The sequence below is a fragment of the Mesorhizobium sp. P2_C4 genome, from assembly GCF_056404575.1.
On the sequence record NZ_JBFUDT010000002.1, the window covers coordinates 223,349 to 248,433 of the forward strand.

The 25,085-nt window shown below is 63.3% G+C and carries 24 protein-coding genes; 7 read left to right on the forward strand and 17 right to left on the reverse strand.

All coding sequences use genetic code 11. The features are described 5' to 3' along the window. Positions 1–19: 19 nt before the first annotated feature. On the reverse strand, positions 20–808 hold the full coding sequence (locus AC1DX6_RS07510) for a L,D-transpeptidase (RefSeq protein ID WP_477312107.1): 789 nt from the start codon (positions 806–808) through the stop codon (positions 20–22). A 201-nt stretch (positions 809–1,009) separates the two neighbouring features. Here AC1DX6_RS07510 and AC1DX6_RS07515 point away from each other — a divergent pair, with 201 nt between their 5' ends. Continuing rightward, complete coding sequence (locus tag AC1DX6_RS07515; protein WP_477312108.1) at positions 1,010–2,482, forward strand: MATE family efflux transporter; 1,473 nt, start codon at positions 1,010–1,012, stop codon at positions 2,480–2,482. Between the two features lie 96 nt (positions 2,483–2,578). Then, positions 2,579–3,154 (forward strand): TMEM175 family protein, encoded by a 576-nt coding sequence (locus AC1DX6_RS07520; protein ID WP_477312109.1) that lies wholly within the window; start codon positions 2,579–2,581, stop codon positions 3,152–3,154. A 6-nt stretch (positions 3,155–3,160) separates the two neighbouring features. Here the strand turns inward: AC1DX6_RS07520 and AC1DX6_RS07525 are convergent, their stop codons facing one another. After that, positions 3,161–3,442: a hypothetical protein gene (locus AC1DX6_RS07525; RefSeq protein ID WP_477312110.1), complete on the reverse strand. Its 282-nt coding sequence runs from the start codon at positions 3,440–3,442 to the stop codon at positions 3,161–3,163. A 130-nt stretch (positions 3,443–3,572) separates the two neighbouring features. Here AC1DX6_RS07525 and AC1DX6_RS07530 point away from each other — a divergent pair, with 130 nt between their 5' ends. After that, the gene (locus tag AC1DX6_RS07530; protein ID WP_477312111.1) at positions 3,573–4,439 is read left to right on the forward strand and encodes an SDR family NAD(P)-dependent oxidoreductase; all 867 of its coding nucleotides are present in this window, start codon (positions 3,573–3,575) and stop codon (positions 4,437–4,439) included. Positions 4,440–4,442: 3 nt separating this feature from the next. On the opposite strand, the gene AC1DX6_RS07535 is transcribed toward AC1DX6_RS07530, so the two are convergent. The 4 genes from AC1DX6_RS07535 to AC1DX6_RS07550 all read right to left on the reverse strand — a co-directional run bounded on the left by AC1DX6_RS07535 (position 4,443) and on the right by AC1DX6_RS07550 (position 6,791). Beyond that, positions 4,443–4,871, reverse strand: a complete 429-nt coding sequence (locus AC1DX6_RS07535) for a low affinity iron permease family protein (protein ID WP_477312112.1) — start codon at positions 4,869–4,871, stop codon at positions 4,443–4,445. A 135-nt stretch (positions 4,872–5,006) separates the two neighbouring features. Then, positions 5,007–5,648, reverse strand: coding sequence for a DapH/DapD/GlmU-related protein (locus AC1DX6_RS07540; protein WP_477312113.1), 642 nt, complete (start codon positions 5,646–5,648; stop codon positions 5,007–5,009). 69 nt (positions 5,649–5,717) lie between these two features. Further along, complete coding sequence (locus AC1DX6_RS07545) at positions 5,718–6,221, reverse strand: CreA family protein (RefSeq protein WP_477312114.1); 504 nt, start codon at positions 6,219–6,221, stop codon at positions 5,718–5,720. Positions 6,222–6,284: 63 nt separating this feature from the next. Further along, positions 6,285–6,791 carry a cytochrome b gene (locus tag AC1DX6_RS07550; protein WP_477312115.1) on the reverse strand — a complete coding sequence of 169 codons (507 nt, stop codon included), beginning with the start codon at positions 6,789–6,791 and terminating at the stop codon, positions 6,285–6,287. 198 nt (positions 6,792–6,989) lie between these two features. Between AC1DX6_RS07550 and AC1DX6_RS07555 the strand changes: the two genes are divergently transcribed. The 3 genes from AC1DX6_RS07555 (at position 6,990) to AC1DX6_RS07565 (ending at position 10,405) form a co-directional block, all read left to right on the forward strand. After that, complete coding sequence (locus AC1DX6_RS07555; protein WP_477312116.1) at positions 6,990–7,568, forward strand: SCO family protein; 579 nt, start codon at positions 6,990–6,992, stop codon at positions 7,566–7,568. A gap of 8 nt (positions 7,569–7,576) precedes the next feature. Continuing rightward, entirely contained in the window at positions 7,577–8,452 is an 876-nt protein-coding gene (locus AC1DX6_RS07560) for a 50S ribosomal protein L11 methyltransferase (protein WP_477312117.1), read from the forward strand. Positions 8,453–8,560: 108 nt separating this feature from the next. After that, positions 8,561–10,405, forward strand: coding sequence for an aminopeptidase P family protein (locus AC1DX6_RS07565; RefSeq protein ID WP_477312118.1), 1,845 nt, complete (start codon positions 8,561–8,563; stop codon positions 10,403–10,405). Between the two features lie 97 nt (positions 10,406–10,502). Here AC1DX6_RS07565 and AC1DX6_RS07570 read toward each other — a convergent pair whose 3' ends face one another. Together AC1DX6_RS07570 and AC1DX6_RS07575 are read right to left on the reverse strand one after the other, a co-directional pair. After that, on the reverse strand, positions 10,503–10,799 hold the full coding sequence (locus AC1DX6_RS07570; protein ID WP_477312119.1) for an AzlD family protein: 297 nt from the start codon (positions 10,797–10,799) through the stop codon (positions 10,503–10,505). Then, entirely contained in the window at positions 10,796–11,524 is a 729-nt protein-coding gene (locus AC1DX6_RS07575) for an AzlC family ABC transporter permease (RefSeq protein ID WP_477312120.1), read from the reverse strand. Before AC1DX6_RS07575 ends, AC1DX6_RS07570 begins: the two co-directional genes overlap by 4 nt. Positions 11,525–11,644: 120 nt before the next feature. On the opposite strand from AC1DX6_RS07575, the gene AC1DX6_RS07580 reads away from it, so the two are divergent. After that, entirely contained in the window at positions 11,645–12,403 is a 759-nt protein-coding gene (locus AC1DX6_RS07580) for an SDR family NAD(P)-dependent oxidoreductase (protein ID WP_477312121.1), read from the forward strand. 104 nt (positions 12,404–12,507) lie between these two features. On the opposite strand, the gene AC1DX6_RS07585 is transcribed toward AC1DX6_RS07580, so the two are convergent. The 9 genes from AC1DX6_RS07585 to AC1DX6_RS07625 form a co-directional block, all read right to left on the reverse strand. Then, positions 12,508–13,200, reverse strand: coding sequence for a DUF2461 domain-containing protein (locus tag AC1DX6_RS07585; RefSeq protein ID WP_477312122.1), 693 nt, complete (start codon positions 13,198–13,200; stop codon positions 12,508–12,510). Then, positions 13,200–15,404, reverse strand: a complete 2,205-nt coding sequence (ligA, locus tag AC1DX6_RS07590; RefSeq protein ID WP_477312123.1) for an NAD-dependent DNA ligase LigA — start codon at positions 15,402–15,404, stop codon at positions 13,200–13,202. The genes AC1DX6_RS07585 and ligA overlap by 1 nt, the downstream gene beginning before the upstream one ends. Before the next feature lie 560 nt (positions 15,405–15,964). Continuing rightward, positions 15,965–17,638 (reverse strand): DNA repair protein RecN, encoded by a 1,674-nt coding sequence (recN, locus tag AC1DX6_RS07595; RefSeq protein ID WP_477312124.1) that lies wholly within the window; start codon positions 17,636–17,638, stop codon positions 15,965–15,967. A 178-nt stretch (positions 17,639–17,816) separates the two neighbouring features. After that, positions 17,817–18,686, reverse strand: coding sequence for an outer membrane protein assembly factor BamD (locus AC1DX6_RS07600; protein WP_477312125.1), 870 nt, complete (start codon positions 18,684–18,686; stop codon positions 17,817–17,819). A 207-nt stretch (positions 18,687–18,893) separates the two neighbouring features. Continuing rightward, complete coding sequence (gene lpxC, locus AC1DX6_RS07605) at positions 18,894–19,841, reverse strand: UDP-3-O-acyl-N-acetylglucosamine deacetylase (protein WP_477312126.1); 948 nt, start codon at positions 19,839–19,841, stop codon at positions 18,894–18,896. Between the two features lie 278 nt (positions 19,842–20,119). Further along, positions 20,120–21,775, reverse strand: a complete 1,656-nt coding sequence (ftsZ, locus tag AC1DX6_RS07610; RefSeq protein ID WP_477312127.1) for a cell division protein FtsZ — start codon at positions 21,773–21,775, stop codon at positions 20,120–20,122. Positions 21,776–21,843: 68 nt separating this feature from the next. Further along, the gene (ftsA, locus tag AC1DX6_RS07615; RefSeq protein ID WP_477312128.1) at positions 21,844–23,151 is read right to left on the reverse strand and encodes a cell division protein FtsA; all 1,308 of its coding nucleotides are present in this window, start codon (positions 23,149–23,151) and stop codon (positions 21,844–21,846) included. Beyond that, positions 23,148–24,086 carry a cell division protein FtsQ/DivIB gene (locus AC1DX6_RS07620; RefSeq protein WP_477312129.1) on the reverse strand — a complete coding sequence of 313 codons (939 nt, stop codon included), beginning with the start codon at positions 24,084–24,086 and terminating at the stop codon, positions 23,148–23,150. Before AC1DX6_RS07620 ends, ftsA begins: the two co-directional genes overlap by 4 nt. Then, complete coding sequence (locus AC1DX6_RS07625; protein ID WP_477312130.1) at positions 24,074–25,000, reverse strand: D-alanine--D-alanine ligase; 927 nt, start codon at positions 24,998–25,000, stop codon at positions 24,074–24,076. The genes AC1DX6_RS07620 and AC1DX6_RS07625 overlap by 13 nt, the downstream gene beginning before the upstream one ends. Positions 25,001–25,085: the final 85 nt, after the last annotated feature.

Sequence of the window (25,085 nt, forward strand, 5' to 3'; positions counted from 1 at the left end):
CCAGCGGACCGCCGTCGCCCTACTTCAAGATCTCCGCATCCCTTGGCACGCCTGCATCGATCGGCTCGGCGGTCTTGTTCGACACAGCGGTGATCTTGCCGGCCGCCGACAGGTTCGGCCGCACGAAGACCTGCGTGACGCCGTTGACGCGGCTGTAGAGGTCGATGATGTCCTGGTTCATGAAGCGCACGCAGCCGGACGACGCGTTCTTGCCGATGGAATCCCACTCCGGCGTGCCGTGCAGCCGGTACATCGTGTCCTTGCCGTCGCGAAACAGATAGAGCGCCCGAGCGCCCAGCGGGCTCTGCGGTCCCGGCGGCATGCCATCCTTGTACTTCGCCAGTTCCGGCCGGCGCTGGATCATTTCCGGCGGCGGCGTCCACACCGGCCACTTCTTGCGCGCCTGAACGACAGCGTTGCCGGTCCATCCAAAACCGGCCTTGCCGAGGCTGACGCCATAGCGCATCGCCTTGCCGCCGTCGCGCACCAGGTAGAGGAAATGCTCCGACGTATCGACGACGATGGTGCCCGGCTTTTCTCCGGTCGGATCGTCCACGATCTGGCGCACGAACTTCGGATCGAGCTTGGATATCGGGATGGCCGGCAGCGCAAAACCCTCGTCTGTGCGCGCCGCATACATGCTCGCGGCATCGCCCAGAGCCGGTTCGGGCGCCGGAGCGGGTGTTGGCGGCGTCACCACCTCGGTGGTGGTGCACGCCGAAAGCGCCACAGAGACTGCGCCGATAGCGGATGCACCGAGAAACGCGCGCCGGTTCAGGCGCTCAAAAAGCAGCGGATTGTCAGACATTATCCCCCCGGCTTGTCCATTGGATATCGCAAGAATGCGGCCCCACGCCGCGACGACCAATATCCCATTCCGCAGGCTTTGAGAACATGATTAGCTCACAGCACGCCAAGCGGGATTTTCCGGCACCGGATCGACCTGTCTCGTTAAATCGGCAATCATCGCCCGTCGGACTTGAGACAAGCCTTCGCCGAGCAGCCCACCATGGACGAAAAAATGCCCACGCGCCGGCGCACCGGCGACCTGACCAGCGGCCCGATCCCGCGCACGCTGCTTCTGTTCGCCTTGCCGGTGCTCGGCTCCAACGTGCTGCAATCGCTGAACGGTTCGATCAACGCCGTCTGGGTCGGCCGCTTCCTCGGTGAATCCGCGCTGACCGCGACGTCCAACGCCAATCTTGTGCTGTTCCTGATCCTCGGCACGGTGTTCGGCATCGGCATGGCGGCGACCATCCTGGTGGCGCAGTCGGTCGGCGCCCGCGACCTGCCGGAGGCCCGCCGCATTGTCGGCACCAGCGCCACCTTCTTCTTCGCTGTTTCAGTGATCTTCGCGGTCTGCGGTTGGATCTGGGTCGACGCCATCCTCAACACGCTCGGCACGCCGGCCGACGCGCTGCCGCTCGCCCGCTCCTATCTGCGCATCATCTTCGTCGCCGTGCCGATGATGAACCTTTTGTCCTTCGTCATGACGGTGCTGCGCGGCGCCGGCGATTCGCGCACCCCGTTTTTCTTCATGGCGCTCGCCGTCGTGCTCGACATCGTCTTGAACCCGCTGCTCATCCGCGGCATCGGCCCCTTCCCCGAACTCGGCATTGCCGGCTCGGCCACCTCGACGCTGATCGGCCAGACGGTGAGCGTGATCGCCATCCTCGTCGTGCTCTATGCGCGCAAGCACCCGCTGCGGTTGGCCGGCGCCAACCTGGCTTTGCTGCGGCCGGATCCGACGCTGCTGCGCATCGTCGTCTTCAAGGGCGTGCCGATGGGCCTGCAGATGATCGTCATCTCGGCGGCAGCGCTGACCGTGATGGGCATGGTCAACTCCTACGGCTCGCAGGTGGCGGCCGCCTACGGCATCGCCGCGCAGCTGTGGACCTATATCCAGATGCCGGCGCTGGCCATTGGTGCGGCGGTGTCCTCGATGGCGGCGCAAAATGTCGGCGCCGGACGCTGGGACCGGATCGGCCGCATCGCCGCTTCCGGCGTCGGCTTCAATCTCGTGCTGACCGGCGCCCTGGTCGCGGTGCTGTTCGTCTTCGACCGCTCCGTGCTCAGCCTGTTCCTCTCCAGCGACAGCACCGCAGTCGACATCGCCGCCCACATCAACAAGATTGCCTCCTGGTCGTTCATCCTGTTCGGCATCACCATCGTGCTGTTCGCCACCGTGCGCGCCACCGGCGCTGTGATGCCACCGCTGATTATCCTGGTGATTTCGGTGCTTATCGTGCGCACCGGCTTTGCCTATTTCATGCGCGGCGTGATCGGCGAGGAAGCGCTGTGGTGGAGCTTTCCGGCGGGATCGATCACCTCGCTGCTTTTGGCCGCCGGCTACTACCGCTTCGGCCGCTGGCGCATCATGCACATGATCGAGGACAGGCCGGCAGCAGGCGAGCCGCCGGACACCGGCCTTGGCGTGCCGCGCCAGCGCGCCAACATGACGCCGGAGACACCGAACGGCTGAAGGTTTTGGCGCGCCCGCCTGTTCGCCCAGCCATATGGCGGGTAGCCGCACGTCCCGCCATCGCATAGATATCACCCGACAACCGGGGGAGGAATCATGGGCAAAGGCCGGGTCGAGGCATTCACCGATGGCGTCGTCGCCATCATCATCACCATCATGGTGCTGGAACTGAAAGTGCCGCATGGCGAGGATCTTTCCGCGCTGGCGCCGCTGTGGCCGATCTTCTTCAGCTATGTCTTGTCCTTCATCAATGTCGGCATTTACTGGAACAATCTGCACAACATGTTCCACACCGTGCAGCGCGTTGACGGCCGCGTGCTGTGGGCAAATCTTAACCTCCTGTTCTGGCTGTCGCTGATTCCGGCAACGACGGCCTTCATGGGCGAGAATCATTTCGCGCCGGTACCTGTCGCCGTCTATGGCGTCGACCTCGTGCTCTGTGGGGTCGCCTACAGGGTTCTTGTGACCAAGCTGCACCATCTGCATGGCAACGAAACAGCCTTCGCCAAGGCGTTGGGCAGTGACCGCAAGGGCAAGATTTCGGTAGCGCTATACATAGCTGCGGTGCTGCTGACCTTCGTCAACCAGTGGATCGGCGTCGCGATCTACTTTCTGGTGGCTGCCGTCTGGTTCGTGCCGGATACGCGGTTTTCGCGAGTGATCGAAAAGTAGCGGGCGCTACTTGCGCATCGCCTTTAGCTTTTCGGCGACCGACGCGGCAAGGTCGGCATAGCGCTCCTCCAGCCGCTCGGCCGCCTTGATGATCGAAAAATCATGGCCGAATTTCTCCAGCGCCATGCGCAGTTTCTCGACGAACTCGGCCTGCTTTTCGAGCGCCGAAAACAGCGTCTTCACCTGCGCCTCGCTGATTTCGGGATTGGCAAGCATTTGCGGCACCTCGCGACCCATCTGGTCGCCGGTGGCGGTCTGCTCCTTCAAGATCGCGACCCAGTCGGTCAATCGGCAGGCTCCCTATTCAGCCGCAACATGCGCAGCCGTCGCGGACGCGGTCAACCCGAACACGCTGGACGGCCTTGCATGAAGCGCATCCCGCGCTAAGTTCGGCGCGACCCAAACCAAGGAAAAAATCATGACCGCCGATGCCGAGATCCAGACCGCTCTGCCCGCCCTTAGCCCAGGCAACGTCGCCGTCATCACCGGCGGCGCCAGCGGCATCGGCCTTGCAGCCGCCAAGCGGCTGGCGGCGATGGGCATGAAGATCGTGCTCGCCGATATCGCCGGCGCACGCCTCGACGAGGCTGGCCGTGCCGTCGCCGCGATTGCCGGCAACGATGCAGTACTTGCCATTGCCACCGACGTTGCGAAGGCCGACGACCTCGACCGGCTGGCCGAAAAGACATTCGCCGCCTTCGGCGATGTGTCGCTGCTGATGAACAATGCCGGCGTCGGCAACAATCCCGGCAAACCCTGGGAAAACCGCGGCGCCTGGAAGCAGTTGCTGGACATCAATTTCTGGGGCGTCGTTCATGGCGTCGAGGCCTTTGCACCGCGCATGCTGGCATCGGGAAAACCTGGCCTGATCGTCAACACCGGCTCCAAGCAGGGCATCACCACGCCGCCCGGCAACCTCGCCTACAACGTCTCCAAATCAGGCGTGAAAACCTTCACCGAAGGTCTGGCGCACGCGTTGCGCAACGAACCCGGCGCCAAAATCAGTGCGCATCTGCTGATCCCGGGCTTCACCTTCACCGGCCTGACCGAAGGTGCCACGGAAAAGCCGGCCGGCGCCTGGACCGGCGAACAGGTCATCGACTTCATGCTGGCCTCGCTGCCGCGCGGCGACTTCTACATTCTGTGCCCAGACAACGAGGCAGTGCGGCCGATGGACGAGAAACGCATGGCCTGGGCGATCGGCGACATCATCGAAAACCGCCCTGCTCTGTCGCGCTGGCACCCTGATTACAAGGATGCTTTCGCGGCCTTCATGAAAGGCTGACGATCAAGCCGCCTGCTTTTTCGCGCCGCGCTTCTGCGCCACGGCCTTCTTGGCGGCCATGTCGGCAATCTCCCGGTCATGCCGCTTGGCCGCGCGTTCGCAGCGGTCGCGAATCTCCTCGACCTCGGATTCGGTCAGGTGCTCGATGCCGATGAAATGATTGTGGCCTTCGCCGACCCGGATCAGTTCGTCGAGCTTGGCCTGAATCGCCGCACCATCGCGGTTCTGCGTGTTCTGGATCAAGAACACCATCAGGAAGGTGATGATCGTCGTGCCGGTGTTGATGACCAGCTGCCAGGTGTCGGAAAAGCCGAACAGCGGCCCGCTGGCTGCCCAGACCACGACAATCAGGCAGCAGGCGGCAAAGGTCAGCGGCAGGCCGGCAAGATGGGCGACCTTGTTGGCGACCTGGGTGAAAAGCTTCTCGAACATCGGAAATCCCTGGCTGGCGGCAACGAGGTGACCCCGGACCGGGATCATCTCGCGCCGGGGAGAAACAACCGGCGGCCGCTCCGGGTTCCCTTCCAGAAGGGATTTCGTGAACAATCCTATGCACGCCTGACGAACTCAGGAGGCGTCGTTTTCCCAGCGGTCGAGGAAAGCCTTGATCGGCATCGCCTGCATATCAGGGACGGCCTTGGCCAGTTTTTCCGGCGCCCAGTCCCACCAGGCGAGGGTTTCGATCCGCGCCGCAATGTCGGTTGCAAAACGCTGGCGCAATGGCGCGGCCGGAACGCCAGCGACAATCGCATAGGCCGCCACATCATGTGTCACCACCGCATTGGCACCGACGATCGCGCCATTGCCGATGCTCACACCGGGCATGATCACCGCGCCATGGCCGATCCAGACATCGTGGCCGATGCTGACCGCCTTTGCCTGCCGCCGCTCCTTGAACGCCGTGTCGACGCCCAGCCAGCGGAAATATTCGTTGGGCCGATAGCTGACCTTGTGCTGGGTCACCCGTTCGATCGGATGCTCCAGCGCATTGATGCGGCTGTTGGCGGCAATCGAACAGAATTTGCCGATCGTCGTATAGATCGCTTCCGAATGACGCTCGAAATAGGAGAAATCACCGACCGTCACTTCGCGCAGGACGACGCGCTCGCCGATCGAGGCGTAGCGCCCGAGCTTGCACGCCTTCAGTTCCGCGGTCGGATGAATGCGCGGTTCGGGGTCTTTCAGGACAAGATTTTCCGGACGGTCCATGCGGGCGATTTACGCCCGACCGATTGGTCCCGCAAGCGGGACCAATCGTCCGTCGGCTTTTGCCAGGTCTTATTTCGGCTTGCCGCTGGTCCACACCACATTCTGGCCGTAGAGCGGCACGGTGGTGACCGACATTTTGGCCGACCCATCCTGCACCTGGCGTGAATGCGACAAATAGATCAGCGTCTCATTGGCCTTGTCGTAGATGCGGTTCACCACCTGCTTCTTCCAGATCAGGCTGATGCCTTGCTTGAACACTTCCTCGCCGGCCTCGCTCATGTCGATATCGCCGATGGTGATCGGGCCGGTCTGGCGGCAAGAGATCGAGGAATCCGAAGGGTCTTCGAACCAGTTGCCCTTCTGCAAGCGGTCGATGACGCCGCGATCGAAGTAGGAGACATGGCAGGTGACGCCCTCGACCTTCGGGTCCTTGATCGCCTCGACGATGATGTCGTTGCCGACCCAGTCGACGCCGACCTTGCCGACTTCCTCGGCGACCGCCGCACCAGAGCCAACGACAAGGCATGCGGCCAACGCGCCGCCGATCAGTTTTCGCCCAATCAGTCCTTGCAAGACAGCCTCCTGCGGTTCGAGTTTCGCCGACCTCAGGTGGGGCGGACAATCCGGCTTTGCAAGCTAGGCCCGGCCGAACGCGAGCATCCGCCGCAGCACATCGCTCCTGAGGACAAAATGCTGAACCAGCGCGCCTGCTGTGTGCAACAGCACGATATAGAGCAGGATGTTCTTGCCCAGCACATGCACCAGCCCTGCCCCCGGCACGTCAAGGAACCAAGCGGCGCCGCCCGAAAGCGGCACGATGAAGATCAGCCCATAGATGACAAAATGCGTCGCCTTGGCCAGCAGCCGCAGCGCCGGGTGCTCCATCCCCGAAACCGGCGGAACGCCGCGTGTCGTCCTCAGCCAGAACCGCCAGCTGGCCAGACCCAGCACAGCGAGGCCGAGCACGACATGCATATAGGCCAGCGGCACATCGCCGGGTGACGCCTCCTGGCCCCGGCGCAAGGCGCGCCAGACATGCTCCATGCCGTCATGGGCGAGGAACTGCACCAGGATCAGCACGGCGATGCTGCAGTGCAGCCAGATCTGGGTCTTGGAATAGAAGGCAACAGGCGTATCCGGCATTGGCTGGTTCCACTGCAAAAGCGCAGACTATCAAAATAGGCAGGGGCCCAAACCGTTCAAATTACGATTTGGTAAGCCGGTATCGACGACCGGTTGCGGCAACGCGACATCTTTGCGTGCGCGCTGGCAACCCGCTAAGAGTGTTCGCCGAATGGTGCTGATCCAGCACCCAATGAAAATCACGACGGACAATCCCTGATGATGCGTTCAATTCTGGTCGGCATTCTCGTCCTGATGGCGGCGGGCATCGGCTGGCTCACCTTCGACTGGTACCGCGGGCACTATGGCGGCGAGCCGTTCGGCGCCGCCTTCACGCTGGTCGACCAGAAGGGCGCGCCGATCACCGAAGCCGCCTTCAGAGGCCATCCCAGCGTTGTCTTCTTCGGCTTCACCCATTGCCCGGAAGTCTGTCCGACCACGCTGTTCGAACTGGCCGGCTGGCTGAAGACGATGGGCGACGACGGCAAGACCCTGCATGCCTATTTCGTCTCCGTCGATCCGGAGCGCGACACGCCCGAACTCATGAACACCTATGTCAGCAATTTCTCCGACCGCATTGTCGGCATCTCAGGCGATCCCGACAAGGTCCACGCCATGGCCAAGTCTTTCGGCATCTATTGGAAAAAGGTTGATACGGGCGACGGCGATTACACGATGGATCACACCGCCTCGGTGTTGCTGCTCAACGCCAAGGGTGAGTTCTCCGGCACCATCGCCTATGGCGAAAGCCCGGAGACCGCCATTGCCAAGCTGAAGCGGCTGGCGGCGGAAGGCTGACCAAAACCATGACCCAGACGCGGCTTCACTTCACCGCCGGCAAGATCGACGCTGACCGCATCTTTGCGGCGCTTGAGGCGGCCTTCGAGGATGACGGCCTGCCGATCGCCGTGTTGGAGGTCGACGAGGACCTCGACATCCACGAAGTGTCGCTCTACGCCACCAACGATGACGTCGATGCCGTCGCGGCGCGCGTCAACGACATTCTCGCCGGCCTCGCTCTGTCGAAGCCGATCGAGCGCGAATCCCTGCCCGACATCGACTGGGTGGCGCACTCGCTCGAAGGACTGAAGCCGGTACGCGCCGGCCGCTTCTTCGTCCATGGCGGGCACGACCGCCGGAAGCGCCACAGCGGTGAACTCGCCATCGAGATCGAGGCGGGGCTGGCCTTCGGCACCGGCCATCACGGCACCACCGCCGGCTGCCTCGAAATGCTTGAACAGGTCGTGCGGCGCGAACACCCGCGCAACGCACTCGACCTTGGCACGGGCAGCGCGGTGCTGGCCATCGCCGTTGCCAAGCTGGCGCATATTCCGGTGCTGGCGACCGACATCGACCCGATCGCTGTCAAGGTCGCCGCCGCCAACGCCCGCCTCAACCACGTCAAATCGCTGGTGGAAACGGTGACGGCGCCGGGCTTCCACCACCCGATCTTTGCCGCGCGCGCGCCCTTCGATCTCATCGTCGCCAACATACTGGCGCGGCCGCTGATGCGGCTGGCGCCTGAGATGGCCAGGCATATCAACCTCGGCGGCTCGATCGTGTTGTCGGGCATCCTCGACCGCCAGCGCGACGCCGTGGTTTCGGCCTATGTCGGCCAGCAGTTTCGCCATGTCAGGACCTCGCACCGCGAGGGCTGGGTGACGATCCACCTCAAGCGCTGATCTGGACCAAATCAGACCTATGGATTGCCGGTCTGGAGCGTCCGGAAATCGATTCCGGTTTTCGGGCTCATGCGTTACGCTCGCCGCCAAGCACCCGAGGAGGCCATCATGTTCCAGACCTTCGATTCCGCTGGCGACCCCGCAGTGGGCAAGCCGCACGTGGCGCTGCTGCGCCAATGGCTGGCGGCCAACGGGCTGGATGGCTTCATCGTGCCGCGCGCCGATGAACACCAGGGCGAATACGTTGCCGACCGCTCGGCGCGGCTGAAATGGCTGACCGGCTTCAGCGGCTCGGCCGGCGTCGCCATCGTGCTTGCCGACCGCGCCTTCATGTTTGTCGACGGGCGCTACACGCTGCAGGTGCGCCACGAGGTTGATCTCGACATCTTTTCGATCGAAAGCCTGGTCGACAACCCGCCTGCCGTCTGGATCAAGGACAATCTCGGCAAGGGCGCGCGGCTCGGGTTCGACCCGTGGCTGCACACGCTGGGCGAGGTCAAGGGGCTGAACGCCGCGGCCGAACAATCGGGCGCAACCTTGGTGCCGCTCGACAGGAACCCGATCGACATCGTCTGGAAGGATCAGCCCGAGCCGCCGCTGGCGCCGGTCGAGATTCACCCGATCGGCTTTGCCGGCGAGTTCGCGAAGGACAAGCTGGCGCGGCTGGCCACAGCAATCGCCAAGGATGGCGCCACCCATGCCGTGCTGACCGATCCCTCTTCCATCGCCTGGGCGTTCAATATCCGCGGCGGCGACGTGCCGCACACGCCGCTGGCGCTCGGCTTCGCCATGCTCGCCGCCGATGGCTCGCACCAGATTTTCATGGACCGGCGCAAGTTCTCGCGCACCGTCGCCGCCTATCTCACCCAGCTCGCCGATCTGCATGAGCCCGGCGAATTCGAGGCGGCGGTCGTGGCCCTTGCCAATAGCGGCGCCAGGATCGCGCTCGACCCGGTGCTGGCGGCGGAAAGACTGAAAATGCTGATCGAGGACAATGGCGGCACCGTCATTGCGGCAGCCGACCCCGCCCGCATTCCGCGCGCCACCAAGAACCAGGCCGAAATCGCCGGCAGCCGCGCTGCGCACCGCCGCGATGGTGCGGCTATTGCCAAGCTTCTGTGCTGGCTGGAACGGCAAAAGCCCGGCAAGCTCGACGAGATCGCCGTCGTCACGAGGCTTGAGGAAACGCGCCGCGCCACCGGCGAGGAAACCCAGATGCCGCTGCGCGACATCTCCTTCGATACCATTTCCGGCGCTGGCCCGAACGGCGCTATCATGCACTACCGCGTGTCCCGCGCCACCAGCCGCAAACTGGCGAATGGCGAGCTGTTCCTGCTCGATTCCGGCGGCCAATACCAGGACGGCACCACCGACATCACCCGCACCGTACCGATCGGCAAGCCGACCTACGAGATGCGCGAGCGCTTCACGCTGGTGCTGAAGGGCATGATCGGCATTTCCATGCTGCGCTTTCCCCCGGGCACGCGCGGCTCCGAGATCGACGCTGTGGCGCGCATGGCGTTGTGGAAGCACGGTTGCGACTTCGCCCACGGCACCGGCCATGGCGTCGGTTCCTATCTCGCCGTGCACGAGGGGCCGCAGCGTATCGCCCGGACCGGCACTGAAAAGCTGCTCGCCGGCATGATGCTGTCCAACGAGCCCGGCTACTACAAGGAAGGTTCCTACGGCATCCGCATCGAGAACCTTGTCCTGGTGACGCCGGCCGAGGCGGTTGAAGGCGGCGACATCGCCATGCACGGCTTCGAGACGCTAACGCTGGCGCCGATTGACGTCAGGCTGATACGCACCGACCTGTTGACGCGCGACGAACTGCATTGGCTCGATGAATACCATGCGCGGGTACTGGCCGAGATCGGGCCGATGCTCGACGGCGAGACGCTGGCCTGGCTGGAAAAGGCAACCGCACCGCTGCCGCACGATCAGAAGATCTGAGGTGAGCCTCTTTCTCCCCGTTCTACGGGGAGAAATGCCCGGCAGGGCAATGAGGGGCAGCGCCAGCGGTCCAAAACCAATCGCGCCGGCAGAATTCCTATCCGACGAACTGCCGCGCCAGGATCAGCACCGCCGCCCCGGCCAAGAACATCACCATCAGCCCGCCGCGCAACGACACAATCGCGGCAACGATCAGCGCTGCCCATTCCGCCGGTCCGGCGCCGAGCGCCGCCGGTGCCACCAGCGTCGTCAGCACCGCCGCCGGCACGGCGTTTAGCCCGGCCTCGACGCGCGGATGGATATTGTCGAAGCGCGAGATGACCAGATGGCCGCCAATGCGGGTGAGATAGGTGGCGACCGCGCCGGCGATGATGATCCAGAAGGTCGCGCTCATGGCCGTGCCTCGACGCCGCTGTGATGGGGCGGCAGGATGACGGCGAGCAGCACGCCGGCAATCGCACCAATGGAAACGTGCCATGGCGACCCCACCGTCTTGTAGGCGATGATCGAGGCAGCGGCACTCGCGATGACCACCGGCAGCCACAGAGGCCGCTTGCGAAAACCCATGACCAGGCCGAGGAAGTAGATCGGCAGCAGGAAATCGATGCCGAGCGCGTGCGTGTCGGGAATGAGCTTGCCAAACACCGCACCCAGCGCGCTCTCGATCACCCACAACACATAGACCGGCAGGCCAAGCCCCATATACCAGGCGAAGCCAACGGTCTCGCCGGTTTCGGCCTTGCGCTCGGCCACCGCGAACTGCGGATCGGTGAGCACGAAATAGCCGAGCGCCTGCTGAATGACAGGCCAATGCGCGATGCGGCGGCCGATGCCTGCGGAGTAGAGCACATGGCGAAAGTTCACCGCGAAGATTGACAGCACGATCAGCCATGGCGCGACATGCTGGCCGAACAGTTCGATACCGACCATCTGGCTGGCACCGCCGAAGATCAGCGCGCTCATCAAAGTAGCTTCGAGAACGGAAAGGCCATTGTCGACGGCAATGGCGCCGAACAGCAGCGCAAACGGCGCCGCGGCGACGACAACCGGCATCGACAGCCGCACGCCGCCCCAGAACTCGCTGGCTGCAGAATTATCGCTCAGGGTCTCTACTGACATGTCACATTCCTAGATTGCGCTGATATGTAGGTTCCAGCGGCTGAAAAGTCAGACGAATTCATTTGAGCCAACAGATCAGCGAAACTGATGTCACGGGTCGCAAAAGCAAGGGGTTGTGGGATGATCGTTTATGATTTCACCGGCAGGCACGCGGTCGTCACCGGGGCCGGCGGCGGGATGGGCGAAGCGATTGCGCTGGCGCTGCTCGAAGCAGGCGCCTCGGTCACCGCCATCGACATCAAGCCGCGTCCGGCAGCATTTGCCTCCTACGACGACCGGCTCACCTTCTCTCAGGGCGATCTCACCGACGCTGGCTTTGTCGAGCAGACCATCGGCGCGGCCGGCCGTCAGCGCGGCGGCATCGACTATCTCGCCAATGTCGCCGGTGTGCTGTGGTTCGGCCGCGACAGATCGGCACTGGAGATGGATCTCGACGTCTGGGACCAGGTCTTCGCCATCAACCTGAAATCCTTCGTGCACACGGCGCGGTCGGTGGTTCCCCATATGCGCTCGGGCGGACGCGGCGGCGCCATGGTGCATTTCTCGACCATCCAGTGGTATCGCGGCGACCCGAAGCCGCAGGATGCCTACCAGGCATCGAAGGCCGGCGTCTGCGCCCTTTCGAAATCGCTGGCCATGCAGCTTGCGAGCGAGGGCATCCGCTCCAACGCCATCTGTCCGGGTATGGCGCTTACCCCCTTGCAGGCGCGCTGGGATACCGAGGAGAAGCGTGCGGCGGTTGCCGACTACACGCCGCTCGGCCGCATCGGCACGCCGCAGGACATGGCCAATGCCGCGCTGTTCCTGCTCTCCGACGCGGCGAGCTACATCACCGGAATTGAACTCGCCGTCGATGGCGGGCTTTTGATGCGGATGTAGACTAATGCATGTCGCCCAAAGTGCGCTGCGGTTTTGGGACAACGACATGCATCAAAACAAAGACTTAAAGCGCGTTGCCTGAATCCGCCTTGACGCGACGCGCTTTAACTCCCCGAAACCTTGCCCTGGATCGCCCTGCCCCAGTCGAGCAGCGGCCTGGCGCGCAAGGTGAAATCGACGAGTTCGTCGACCAGGGCCGGCGCATGGATACCGGCCGGATCGATCGCATGCCGGACGGCGAAATAGCGGTTGCGAAGAGCAGCCACAAGATCGGCCTCGGTGACATGCTCGAAACCACGTGGCGTGCGCTTCATGCGGTCTTCCGTATCGAGTTCGAGGCCGTTTTTCTTCAGCGACGCGATCAAACCGCGGAATTCGGCAGGCTTTGTCGCAATGGCCTTGCGCATCGCCAGCAGCAGCACCGGATCCGGGTTCCACCAGGCAATGCCGGCAAAGCAGCGATCGAGGCCGAAGTAGACGAAGAAAACGCCCTGCTCCATCTTGGTGCCGTCGGGCGACAGGATGGCCGACAGATGCCGATTGTAGGGCCGCTTGTCCTTGGCGAAGCGCACATCGCGGTTGATGCGGAACAGCGATTTCTTGCGATCGCCGCGCAAGCCGAGCCCCACTGCTGCGAAGCGCTCCGTCAGCGTCTCCACCAGATCGCAGAGCGGCTCATGCAGCTCGCTGTCGTAAAGCGCGCGGTTCTCCTGGAACCATTCGCGGCTCTGGTGGAAGTCGAGCGCCTTCAGAAACGGAAGGGCTTTTTGCCCAAACCCTTTGAACGCGTTGGCCATCACGCCTTGCCGACCCGTTGCAACCAGGTGTCCTCGTCGATGACTTCGACGCCGAGTTCACCGGCAAGCTTCAATTTGGAGCCGGCACCAGGCCCGGCCACCAGCAGATCGGTCTTCGCCGACACCGAACCTGCCACCTTGGCGCCGAGCCGTTCCGCCATCGCCTTGGCTTCGGAGCGTGTCATCTTTTCCAGGGAGCCGGTGAAAACGATGGTCTTGCCGGCAACCTCGCTGTCGGCCGAGACGGTGACGATGTAGGGCTTCGGCTTGACCTGCGCGAGCAGCGCGTCAAGCACGTCGTCATTGCGCTCATTGCCGAAGAAATCGCGCAGCGCGTCTATCACGGTGTCGCCAATGCCGTTGACCGACGGGAAAACGCTGTGCGGATCGGCGGCCACAGCCGTCTCCTTGCCGACGCGGATCAACTCCTCGATGTTCGAGAACGTCCGGGCAAGCACGGCCGCCGTCGTTTCGCCGATATGGCGAATGCCGAGCGCGAAGATGAAGCGGTCGAGTTCCGGTTCGCGGCGCGAATCGATGGCGGCGAAAAGCTTGTCTAGGCCTTCGTAGTTGCGGTCCTCGACACTGCGCACATTCTTGCGTGTCTTGCCAGACGCGGCCTCGCGCTGCCTCGCCTGCTCCTCGCGCCGCTCGGCCAGCGCCTTGGTGACAGCCGGACGGCGGTCCCTGAGCGTAAAGATATCGGCGGCTGTCTTGATCAATCCGGCATTGAAGAAAGTGTCTATGTTCTCCGCACCAAGGCCTTCGATGTCCATGGCGCCGCGTGACACGAAGTGGCGCAACTTTTCCACCGCCTGCGCGGCGCAGATCAACTCGCCCGTGCAGCGCCGGCGCGAATCTTCCTTGCCGGTCTTCTCGTTGATCTCGCGCGTCGCCGGCGAGCCGCAGACCGGACAAATGTGCGGGAATTCATAAGGCACGGCATCGGCCGGACGCTTGTCGATGACGACGCTGACGATCTGCGGAATGACGTCGCCTGCCCGCTGGATCACCACGGTGTCGCCGATGCGCACGTCGATGCCGTCGCGGATCGGTTGGCCGGTGCTGTCGAGGCCCTTGATGTAGTCCTCGTTGTGAAGCGTGACGTTTTCGACCACGACGCCGCCGACCGTGACCGGCGCCAGCCGCGCAACCGGCGCCAGCGTGCCGGTACGACCGACCTGGATGTCGATCTTCTGCACCGTCGTCGTCGCCTGTTCGGCCGGAAATTTGTGGGCGATGGCCCAGCGCGGTTCGCCGGTGACGAACCCCCATCGGCGCTGCAATTCCAGTTGGTCGACCTTGTAGACGACGCCGTCTATATCGTAGCCAAGCGATGAGCGCTGAGCCTCGATGAGGCGATACTGCGCGACCAGATCCTCGACCGACTTCGCTCGCACCATCAGCGGGCTGATCTGGAATCCCCAATCCCTGAATTTCTGTACGGACTCGTACTGTGTGGGCGCCGGATCTTCCGTCGTGTAGCCCCAGGCATAGGCGAAGAACCTGAGGTTGCGGCTGGCGGTGACCGAGGCATCCTTCTGGCGCAGCGAGCCGGCAGCCGTATTCCGCGGATTGACGTAATCCTGGCCGCCAACCGCTGCCGACCGCGCCTTCAGCGCCTCAAACTCCGCATAGGTCATGTAGACCTCGCCGCGTATCTCGATCGTGTCGGGCCAGCCAGATCCTTTCAGGGTCTTCGGGATGTCGGCAATTGTCCTGAGATTGGCGGTGATGTCCTCGCCGACAGCGCCGTCGCCGCGCGTTGCGCCCTGCACGAACACGCCGCCTTCATAGCGCAGCGAGGCCGACAGCCCGTCGATCTTCGGCTCGGCCGTGAAGGCGATGTCGAGATCCTTGTCGCGGTCGAAAAACCGCCGGCCACGCTCGAGGAAATCGGTGACGTCCTCGTCGGTATAGGCCTTGGCGAGGCTGAGCATCGGCACCGCATGGCGCACCTTGGCAAAGCCTTCCGCCGGCGCAGCACCTACCCGGCGCGACGGCGAATCCTCGCGCACCAGATCGGGAAAACGTTCCTCGATGGCAAGGTTGCGCCGCCGCAGCGCATCGTATTCCGCGTCCGTGATCGTCGGCGCGTCCTCGGCATGATAGCGGCGGTCGTGGCCGGCGATCTCCTCCGCCAGCCGCGCAAGCTCATCCGCGGCATCGCTTTCGCTCAACGATTCGATTGGTTTTTCAGACATGCGCTGCGGTCCTCGAATTGGCTGGCCACTATAAATCAGGATTTGCCGGGAGGGAGATAGCCTGTGGAGAAATCATTCCTGAACAGTAGGATACAGCCATCTGCTGACTCAGATTGAAACATGGGGAATTAGACACCCTAGGATGTGTCGAGATTCAGGTCGGGCCAAGTCGAGAAGGATGGCCTACGGGTAATGGGTCAGGTTGAAATTCAGGCCGCCCGATCCATCTCAGCGCTTGTGCCCTGACGGGTTGATAGCTGAGACATATCTTTCCTCGATCCATATCGAATGCATGTAGGCTGGTTCTCCAAAGACCTCGCCGACTTCTACTCCAGCAGGTTTGTCCCTGAAACATTCGTGATGCTTACAACCTCGAACTTTCTTCCGACACACCCAAGGAAGAGCTCCTTGGTTCGCATCTCCTCATCGTCCTGAAGATGATCGGGGACACCCTCTACGATCACCATGGTACCCGTCGAAATCATTACGATGTCTCCAACAGCGAGAGCTTACCGCGCGCTCACTTTGTAAGGCCCGCGCACCATCGGCTTTTCTGCTTCCTAGGCGGCAGCAATGTTCTCGCGCAGGAGCCGCTCGGCCGCCGCGCGGGCTTCGTCGGTGATGGTGGCGCCGGCAAGCATGCGGGCGATCTCTTCCTGCCGCGCCGCCCGGTCCATCTCGGCAATGCCGGTAGCGACCCGGTCGCTGCCGCCGGATTTGGAAATCAGGAAATGCGTTGCCGCGCGCGCCGCGACTTGCGGCGCATGCGTCACGGAAAGCACCTGCACGCGCTTCGACAGCCGCGCCAGTCGCTGGCCGATGGCGTCGGCAACCGCGCCGCCCACGCCGGTGTCGATCTCATCGAAGACCAAGGTCGGCGCCGAGCCGCGGTCGGCCAGCGCCACCTTCAGCGCCAAGAGGAAGCGCGAAAGCTCGCCGCCGGATGCCACCCTCATCATCGGCCCCGGTCTGGTGCCGGGATTGGTGCGCACCCAGAACTCGACCTGGTCGATACCTTCTTCCATGCGGTTGTCGGCATCGCTTGCCATCTCGACGATGAACTCGGCCCGTTCGAGCTTCAGCGCCGGCAGTTCGGCCATGACGGCCTTGGTCAGTCCGACCGCCGCCGCATGGCGAAGCGACGACAATTGTGCCGCGGAAATATCGAAGGCCTCGCGCGCAGCAGCGGCCTGCTTTTCCAGCGCGTGCAGGCGCTCCTCGCCGGCGTCGAGATCGGCAAGATCGGCGACCATCGTGTCGCGCAGCTGCGCCAGGTCGTCGACCGCCACTGCGTGCTTGCGCGAGGCAGCGCGCAACGAAAACAGCCGCTCTTCGGCCTTCTCCAGCCGTTGCGGATCATATTCGGTGGCGCGAAGTGCCGCTTCAACGCCCGACTGCGCCGCGTCGAGCGACAACATCGCCTCGTCGAGCGATTTGACGACGTCGTCGAGCAGGCCGGGCGCCTCGGTCACCTTGCGCTGCAGCCGCCGCAACAGGCTGGCCAGTTGCGGCAAAGGCGAAGACGGCCCCGAAAGCACGTCCTGCGCATCGTGGATTTCGGAGGCGATCTTTTCCGCCCGCATCATCGAGGCGCGCAGTTCGGCAAGGTCGCTCTCTTCGCCGGGCTGCGGATCGAGCTTGGTCAATTCGGCGACCGCGGCGCGAAGATAGTCCGCCTCGCGCGCCGCCGCCTCGACCTTGGCGCGGTGACGCGTAAATTCCTGCTCGCAATTGCGCCAGTAGCGCCACGCTTCGGCTGTCGCGCGCACCGCGCCGAGATGACCGCCAAAACTATCGAGCAGTTCGCGATGCGCGCCGGGATCGACCAGTGCGCGCTCGTCATGCTGGCCGTGGATCTCGACCAGCGCACGGCCGACATCGCGCATCAATGTGACGCTGGACGGTTGATCGTTGACGAAGACACGCGTGCGGCCGTCCGCCGTCTGCACGCGGCGCAAAATGATGTCGCCGTCGTCCTCGATGGCGTTGTCGACCAGCAGCATGCGGGCGGCATGGTTGCGCGGTACGTCGAACACAGCGATGACCTGACCCTGCACCGCGCCATGGCGCACCAGCGAGGCATCGCCCCGCGCACCAAGCGCCAATGACAACGCATCAAGCAGGATGGATTTGCCGGCGCCGGTTTCGCCGGTCAGCACCGAAAGGCCGGGCTGGAAGTCGATATCCAGCTTCTCGATCAGGACGATATCGCGGATCGACAGTCTGGAAAGCATCAGAACCCGGACCTATTGCCTGTCGCCCAAGAGTGGACCCGGTGTTGGGACAACGACATGCACGAAAACAAAATGCGGCACGCGATCCGTTGGAATCGCAGCGCCGCACTATCTTTTTGTTTTAGCATCGGATCAATCCGAAAAAGCGCCGAACGCGCTTCGGACCAATCTTCTCCGGTCAGGCGCCGGTGATCAGCTTGCCGGCCTTGGATATCCACGATCCGGCATTCTCGCGCGGCGCAAGCCCATTGCTCTGCAGGAGCTTGTAGGAATCCTTGTACCATGGGCTGTCGGGATAGTTGGTGCCAAGCACGGCGGCGGCCGTCTGGGCTTCAGAGGTCAGGCCCATCGCATAGTAGCTTTCGGTAAGACGCGCGAGCGCCTCCTCGACATGGCGGGTGTTGGAATAGTTTTCCACCACATTGCGGAACCGCTTGACGGCGGCGATGTACTCGCGGCGCTCGAGATAGTAGCGGCCGATCTGCATTTCCTTGCCGGCCAGCTGGTCGGTGGCAAAACGGATCTTTTCCTTGGCGTCGTCGACATATTCCGACGTCGGCCAGCGTGTCACCAGATCCTGCATCGTCTGCACGGTCTGGCGCGCTTCCTTCTGATCCTGGGTAACGTCCTTGATCTGCCGGTAGTAGCTCAGGCCGATAATGTACTGAGCGTAAGCGGCATCGTCGGTCGACGGGTAGAGCGTCAGATAGCGCTTGGCCGAGCCGATCGCCTCGTCATAATGGCCTGCCCGGTAATCGGCGAAAGCGCCCATCACCATCGATTTGCGGGCGAATTCCGAATAGGGGTGCTGGCGGTCGACGGCATCGAACTTCTTGCTCGCCTCATCCAGACGGCCGGCATTCAGATTGGCGAGACCCTGATTGTAGAGAACGTCAGCCGGCTCTGTCTGGTCGACATAGGTCGACAGATCGACATCTTTCTCGGACGACATGCAGGCCGACAGGAAGAGCGATGGAACAACCACCGAAAGCGCCAGGAAAACAGCCCGATACGGCGCTTTCGATTGACCAACTCGCTTAAAGAACATGATTGGATTCCGCCCTTTCGGCGTCATTTTTCAGTCGACGGCAGCAGCCATAAACCATAATCGCCTTGCCCGGCAACGCTATCTCCGGCCAATCGCACATTTTTGTGGCGGTTTGACGTTACCCCAAAAGCAATGTGATTTCGCCCATCGGTGATGCATTCATGCAACACCAATCGGCCGCAATATGAGCCTGAAAATCGTTAAGAATCAGATCACCCAGGGCGCAAAGACAGGCCCGGTGACGGCGCTCATCTCGGCGGTGCGGCCGCGCTCGCGGCGCGTGGTTTCGACGACCTCGAAGGCCGAACGGTCGGACAACAGGCGCCGCAACGCTGCCGCGTTCATCCTGTGGCCGCCGCGATAGGAACGGAAGCAGCCGATGAAGCGGGCGCCGGCCAGCGCCAGATCGCCCATGGCATCCATCGTCTTATGGCGGGCGAACTCATTGGGATAGCGCAGGCCGCCGACGTTGATGACGCGGTTGTCGTCGCCGATCACCAGCGAGTTCTCCAGCGACGAGCCGAGCGCATAGCCAGCCGCCCACAGGCGCTCGACATCCTTCATGAAACCGAAGGTGCGGGCCCGCGCGATATCGCGGCGGAAAATGTCGGGGTTGATGTCGGATGCAAAGAGCTGACGGCCGATCGCCGGGCTTTCGAAATCGATCTCGACCTCGAAGCGCGTGCCGCTATAGGGCCTGAATTCAGCCCAGGAGGCACCGTTCTCGATGCGAACCGGCTTGACCACCCTGATATAGCGGCGCTTGACCGGCAGCGTCTCGATGCCTGCCTGGTCTATGGCCTCCACGAACGCCACGGCACTGCCGTCGAGGATCGGAACCTCGTGGCCGTCGATCTCGATGACGATATTGTCGATGCCGAGTCCGAACAGCGTCGCCATCAGATGTTCGACGGTGGCGATATGCTCGCCCGAGGGATCACCCAGCATGGTGCACAGGTCGGTGGCGCCGACTTCGGAAACGAGTGCGCGAAACTCACGGCCCTCGCCGCCATTCAAAAGCTGGAAGACGACACCCGTATCGGGGTCCGCCGGCAGAAAATTGACGGTGACGGGCTTGCCGCTGTGAACGCCGGTACCCGTCAGCGTCGCACGCGATTTAAGTGTCGTCTGATAGTCGTGCAAGACAAACCCCATAGCCCAAACTGCCTACGTCCGCTTCCTCAGCCCCAAGGGCTCGCGGCTCTTGATTTGAACGGCAGGCTGGGCCAACTCCCCGAATCCCGGCACACCGACCTTAGTCTCGGGAAGATAGTGGTCCGGCAGAAAGTCTCCAAATCACGGTTTCTTACTCTCTGTAACCGCGACCAGCAATGCCAACGGTTCTCTAAACCGTTGTTTTGCAATCGTTTTAAAGGTTAACAGGCAAACAGTCTCCTGCTTGCCTGTTAACAATTGTTACGGACCGTTAACGGTCAATTGGCCTGGCGGCGCAAGAATGCCGGAATCTCCAGCTGATCGTCTTCCTGCATTGTCCTGGTCTGCGGCGACAGCCGGCCCTGATCGTCCAACTGGCCGCGGCGCGGTGCGTAGAGCTGCGGGTCCTGGCTGGCAAGGCGGCGCATTTCGGGTGCCGCCTGGCGCAGTTTCGGTTCGCGCGGCTGCGCCGGCTGCAACCGGGCAGGCTCCTCTTCGCGTCGCGTCAGGCCGTTGGTCAGCCGCTTGAGCAGCCCCATCGGTCCGCTGTTCTCGTGGTCGGCCGGACGGCTCTTGGCTTCCACTTCGGCCTTGACCACCGGCGGAAAATCCTCGACGCGCGGCATGCGCTGGGGTGCCGCGGCAACCGGCTGCGGCATTTCACGCTGCGGCGCAGGCTGCATCACCTGCTGGACCATTGGCTGCGGCTGGGCCGGCGGCGCCTGGAAGATCTTGCTCTGCGGCCGGAAGTCGTCGGCCTGGGCAACCGGCACTGGGCGAGCCTGCGCCATCGCCGCGGCATTGGCCTCGGCAAGCTGGATGGCCTCGGCAACCGGGTCGGCCGCGCGTGGCTCATAGATCGCCTGCTGGACGGGCGGACGGCTGTCGGTGACCGGCACGGCCGGGCGGCTGACCGGCTTCTGCGGCGCCGCGCGGATGGAGATCGGCGCAGAAGCGATTTCAGCCGCCGATTTGTCGATGCCGGTGGCGACCACCGAAACCCGGATCACGCCTTCGAGTTCCTCGTCGAAGGTGGCGCCGAGAATGATGTTGGCGTCCTGGTCGACTTCTTCGCGGATGCGGGTTGCGGCTTCGTCGACCTCGAACAGGGTCAGGTCGCGGCCACCGGTGATCGAGATCAGCAGGCCCTTGGCGCCCTTCATCGAGGTTTCGTCGAGCAGCGGGTTGGCGATCGCGGCCTCGGCGGCGGCCATCGCACGGCCCTCGCCCGAAGCTTCGCCGGTGCCCATCATCGCCTTGCCCATCTCGCGCATGACCGAACGGACGTCGGCGAAGTCGAGGTTGATCAGGCCTTCCTTGACCATCAGGTCGGTGATGCAGGCAACACCGGAATAGAGCACCTGGTCGGCCATGGCGAAGGCGTCGGCGAAGGTGGTCTTGTCGTTGGCCAGCCGGAACAGGTTCTGGTTGGGGATGACGATCAGCGTATCGACGCATTTCTGCAGCTCCTCGATGCCGAGGTCTGCCGTCTTCATGCGGCGCTGGCCTTCGAAATGGAACGGCTTGGTGACGACGCCGACGGTGAGGATGCCCTTTTCGCGGGCAGCGCGGGCAACGACCGGAGCCGCACCCGTGCCGGTGCCGCCGCCCATGCCGGCGGTGACGAAGCACATATGCGTGTTGGAGAGATGATCGATGATCTCATCAATGCACTCCTCGGCCGCCGCGCGCCCGACTTCGGGCTGCGACCCGGCGCCGAGACCCTCGGTGACATGCGCGCCGAGCTGAATCAGCCGATCGGCCTTCGACATGGTCAGTGCCTGCGCGTCGGTGTTGGCGACGACGAACTCGACACCGCGCAAACCGGCGGTGATCATGTTGTTGACGGCGTTGCCGCCACCGCCGCCGACACCGAACACGGTGATGCGCGGCTTGAGCTCGGTGATGTCCGGCTTTTGCAGATTGATGGTCATTGTCTCCGTCCTTTGCCTTTCCCGCCGCTTCGCCGCCGCGGCCGCCTATGGGGCTGTCCCCGTCAATTTTAGAAACTGTCTCTCAACCACTGACTCATTCGGTGCAGTTTTCCGCCCGTTCCAGTCATCCTGAGGCCGGAAATACCTTTCGCGGGACGGCTCTCGAAGCTCGCCATCTGCGGATAGATCAGAAGCCCGACCGGGGTCGAGAAAGCCGGCCCCTTGGCAGCTTCGGGCAGGCCTGCCACGCCGAGCGGACGGCCGATGCGTACATTGCGCCCCAGAATGCGGCGCGCCGCCTCCGGCAAGCCGGCAAGCTGGCTGGCGCCGCCGGTGAGCACGACGCGCTTGCCCACCGCATTGCCGTAGCTCGATTTGTTCAGCCGGTCGCGCAACAGTTCCAGCGTTTCGTCGATACGGGCGCGGATGATGCGCGTCATCACCGAACGCGGTATCTGCAACGGCACGTCGCCATCCTCGCCGATCGGCTGGATCGAAACCAGGTCGCGGTCGTCGGCACTGCCGGGCAGCGCCGAGCCATGCATGACTTTCAGCCGCTCGGCGGCGTCGAGCGAGGTCGACAGGCCCTTGGCCATGTCCAGCGTGACGTGATTCCCGCCGATGGCGATGGCGTCGGCATGAACGAACTTGCCTTCCGAAAACACCGAGATGGTCGTGGTGCCGCCGCCCATGTCGATGCAGGCCGCGCCCATTTCGAGTTCGTCATCGACCAGCGCGGCAAGCCCGCTGGCATAGGGTGTCGCCACCATGCGCTCGACCGACAGATGCGAGCGGTTGATGCAGAGCTCCAGGTTGCGCAAGGGGGCTGCGTCGCCGGTCAGTACATGCATGTCGACGCCAAGCTGATCGCCGACCATGCCGCGCGGATCGCGCACACCGCGCTCGGCATCCAGCGAAAAGCCGACGGGAAGCGAATGGATCACCTCGCGCTCTGTCCTCAGCGCCTGCTTGGCACCGGCGGCGAGCACGCGCTTGATGTCGGCCTCGTCGGCCTCGTGGCCGCCAAGGTTGATGGTGGCCGAGAAAGTTTCGCTCTTCAGCCGGCCGGCCGTCATGTTGACGATGAGGGAATCGACTGTCAGCCCCGCCATACGTTCGGCGGCATCGACGGCAAGGCGGATGGCGTGCTCGGCGCGATCCAGATCGACGACGACCCCGGATTTCACGCCTTGCGACTTCTGGTGGCCGATGCCGATCACCTGAACGCGGTGCGAACGCCCGCGCAACAGATTGCCGTCATCGCGTGGCTTGAGCTTCGCCACCATGCAGCAGACCTTGCTCGAGCCGACATCCAGCACGGTCAGCGTGCCGGACCGGCGCGAGGAGGCATCGCTGTTGCCGCCAAGCCAGCTCATATCTTCGTCTCCGGCTTGCGCTTCAGGCTTTGCGGCTTTTCGTTGAGCGCGGCTTCGCGCTGCGTCGCCGCTTCCGGCGTCAACTCGACGACCAGGCGGTCGGACAGGCGCATGTCGACGGCGGCGATGTCGCGCGTCAGAAGCCCGTTGTTGTGGTCCATCCTGACGAGATCGGCGATCGCCTGGTCTTCGTCATCTTCGGGAAGCTTGACCGTGATGCCGTTTTCCAGCTTCAGGTCCCAACGCCGTTCGCCGATGCGGATGTAGCCTTTGACCCGCGCCGCAAGCTCGGGATATTTCTTGATCTTGACCAGAAAGTCAGGCGCCTTCGCCGGTGCGCCGGTGCCGATGATCAGCGGCAGCAATGCCTGCTTGCCGCCCGAGAATGGCGCGATCACGGCGCCGGACCGCTCGATGACGGAAAGCTCGCTGCCTTGCTGCCAGAGCGCGAACGGCTGGCGCTCCTCGACGCGCACCTCCAGCGTATGCGGATAGACCTTGCGCACCGCGGCGACTTCGACCCAGGGCAACGTACCAATGCGCTCGCGCGCGGCCTCTGCGTCAAAACCGATCAGCGACGTCCAGCCGTCAAGCTCTAGCCTGTCCAGAATGTCGATCTCGGATGTTTCGCGGTTGCCGACCACCTTGATCTGGTCGACGGCAAAACCGGTGCGGGCGGTGATGCTCTGGACGATCTCATCGGAGTCGCCCGAGAGATAGGCGCCGTAGGCGCAACTGGAGGCGATCAGCACGGCCGACATGATGGTGGCGCAAAAACGCGGCGCCTGAACTTCACCGCCGCCAAGGCGCGCCAGCACGCGCACCGGCCGACGAAGCAGGCGCGGCAGCACGAAATGGTCGAACGACAACGGCACGCCGAACAGCGCCGGCCCGGCCGCGCCTGTCTTGCCCTGTCCCCATTTCAACGCAGACACGAAGCGTCCTCCACCATCCAACTCAACAAATCGCCGAACGAGTGTCCCGCTTGCGCGGCGATTTCCGGCACCAAAGACGTCGGCGTCATACCTGGCTGGGTATTGACCTCGAGCCAGACAACCTCGCCGTTTTCGGAGTGACGGTCATCGTAACGGAAGTCCGACCGGGAAACGCCCCGGCAGCCGATAGCTAGGTGAGCCTTGAGCGCCAGTGTCTGTATTTTTTGGTAAATATTCGGTGAAATTTTTGCAGGGCATTCGTGTTTTGATCCGCCCGCGACGTATTTTGAATCATAGTCGTAGAAGGAATGGCCGGTCGGAATGATTTCGCAGACGCCAAGCGCTACGTCGCCCATCACAGCGCAAGTCAGCTCGCGTCCATGGACGTAGCGCTCGACCATGACGGTGTCGCCATACTTCCATTCGGACGAGCCGATGACCTGCGGCGGATGCGACTGACCCTCATGCACGATGACGACGCCAAAGCTCGACCCCTCATTAACCGGCTTGACCACATAGGGCGGCTTCATCGGATGCTTGTTCTGGATGGCGAAGCGATTGGTCACCTTCGATTCCGCGATCGGAACGCCGGCGGCCTTGGCGATCTTCTTGGCCTGCTCCTTGTTCATGGCAAGCGCCGAAGCGAGCACGCCGGAATGGGTGTAGGGAATGGCGAGATATTCGAGGATGCCCTGAATGGTGCCGTCCTCGCCGAAAGGGCCGTGCAGTGCGTTGAAGACAGCATCAGGCCTGAGCTCGGCAAGCACAGATCCGACGTCGCGCGAAACATCGACGCGGGTGACCTGGTAGCCTTCAGTCTCGAGCGCATCGGCACACGCCTTCCCCGAGGACAGAGACACGGGCCGCTCGGACGAGAATCCTCCCAGCAGAACAGCCACATGCTTACTTTTCATTTCCCGTCATCCCCTAATACGGCGGGCCCGCAACACTGTTTTCGCGACATTGAGTCCGAGTCTTCCGGCAGGTTGCCCCCCAGAC

What these genes read in the sequence shown, in the direction of transcription:
- AC1DX6_RS07510 (WP_477312107.1), bottom strand. Translation starts at nt 808, where the DNA reads ATGTCTGACAATCCGCTGCTTTTTGAGCGCCTGAACCGGCGCGCGTTT.
- AC1DX6_RS07600 (WP_477312125.1), bottom strand. Translation starts at nt 18,686, where the DNA reads ATGTTCTTTAAGCGAGTTGGTCAATCGAAAGCGCCGTATCGGGCTGTT.
- recN (WP_477312124.1), bottom strand. Translation starts at nt 17,638, where the DNA reads ATGCTTTCCAGACTGTCGATCCGCGATATCGTCCTGATCGAGAAGCTG.
- AC1DX6_RS07580 (WP_477312121.1), top strand. Translation starts at nt 11,645, where the DNA reads ATGATCGTTTATGATTTCACCGGCAGGCACGCGGTCGTCACCGGGGCC.
- AC1DX6_RS07540 (WP_477312113.1), bottom strand. Translation starts at nt 5,648, where the DNA reads ATGGACCGTCCGGAAAATCTTGTCCTGAAAGACCCCGAACCGCGCATT.
- AC1DX6_RS07625 (WP_477312130.1), bottom strand. Translation starts at nt 25,000, where the DNA reads ATGAAAAGTAAGCATGTGGCTGTTCTGCTGGGAGGATTCTCGTCCGAG.
- ftsA (WP_477312128.1), bottom strand. Translation starts at nt 23,151, where the DNA reads ATGAGCTGGCTTGGCGGCAACAGCGATGCCTCCTCGCGCCGGTCCGGC.
- AC1DX6_RS07585 (WP_477312122.1), bottom strand. Translation starts at nt 13,200, where the DNA reads ATGGCCAACGCGTTCAAAGGGTTTGGGCAAAAAGCCCTTCCGTTTCTG.
- AC1DX6_RS07515 (WP_477312108.1), top strand. Translation starts at nt 1,010, where the DNA reads ATGGACGAAAAAATGCCCACGCGCCGGCGCACCGGCGACCTGACCAGC.
- AC1DX6_RS07560 (WP_477312117.1), top strand. Translation starts at nt 7,577, where the DNA reads ATGACCCAGACGCGGCTTCACTTCACCGCCGGCAAGATCGACGCTGAC.
- AC1DX6_RS07555 (WP_477312116.1), top strand. Translation starts at nt 6,990, where the DNA reads ATGATGCGTTCAATTCTGGTCGGCATTCTCGTCCTGATGGCGGCGGGC.
- AC1DX6_RS07570 (WP_477312119.1), bottom strand. Translation starts at nt 10,799, where the DNA reads ATGAGCGCGACCTTCTGGATCATCATCGCCGGCGCGGTCGCCACCTAT.
- AC1DX6_RS07575 (WP_477312120.1), bottom strand. Translation starts at nt 11,524, where the DNA reads ATGTCAGTAGAGACCCTGAGCGATAATTCTGCAGCCAGCGAGTTCTGG.
- ftsZ (WP_477312127.1), bottom strand. Translation starts at nt 21,775, where the DNA reads ATGACCATCAATCTGCAAAAGCCGGACATCACCGAGCTCAAGCCGCGC.
- AC1DX6_RS07535 (WP_477312112.1), bottom strand. Translation starts at nt 4,871, where the DNA reads ATGTTCGAGAAGCTTTTCACCCAGGTCGCCAACAAGGTCGCCCATCTT.
- lpxC (WP_477312126.1), bottom strand. Translation starts at nt 19,841, where the DNA reads ATGGGGTTTGTCTTGCACGACTATCAGACGACACTTAAATCGCGTGCG.
- AC1DX6_RS07565 (WP_477312118.1), top strand. Translation starts at nt 8,561, where the DNA reads ATGTTCCAGACCTTCGATTCCGCTGGCGACCCCGCAGTGGGCAAGCCG.
- AC1DX6_RS07550 (WP_477312115.1), bottom strand. Translation starts at nt 6,791, where the DNA reads ATGCCGGATACGCCTGTTGCCTTCTATTCCAAGACCCAGATCTGGCTG.
- ligA (WP_477312123.1), bottom strand. Translation starts at nt 15,404, where the DNA reads ATGTCTGAAAAACCAATCGAATCGTTGAGCGAAAGCGATGCCGCGGAT.
- AC1DX6_RS07530 (WP_477312111.1), top strand. Translation starts at nt 3,573, where the DNA reads ATGACCGCCGATGCCGAGATCCAGACCGCTCTGCCCGCCCTTAGCCCA.
- AC1DX6_RS07520 (WP_477312109.1), top strand. Translation starts at nt 2,579, where the DNA reads ATGGGCAAAGGCCGGGTCGAGGCATTCACCGATGGCGTCGTCGCCATC.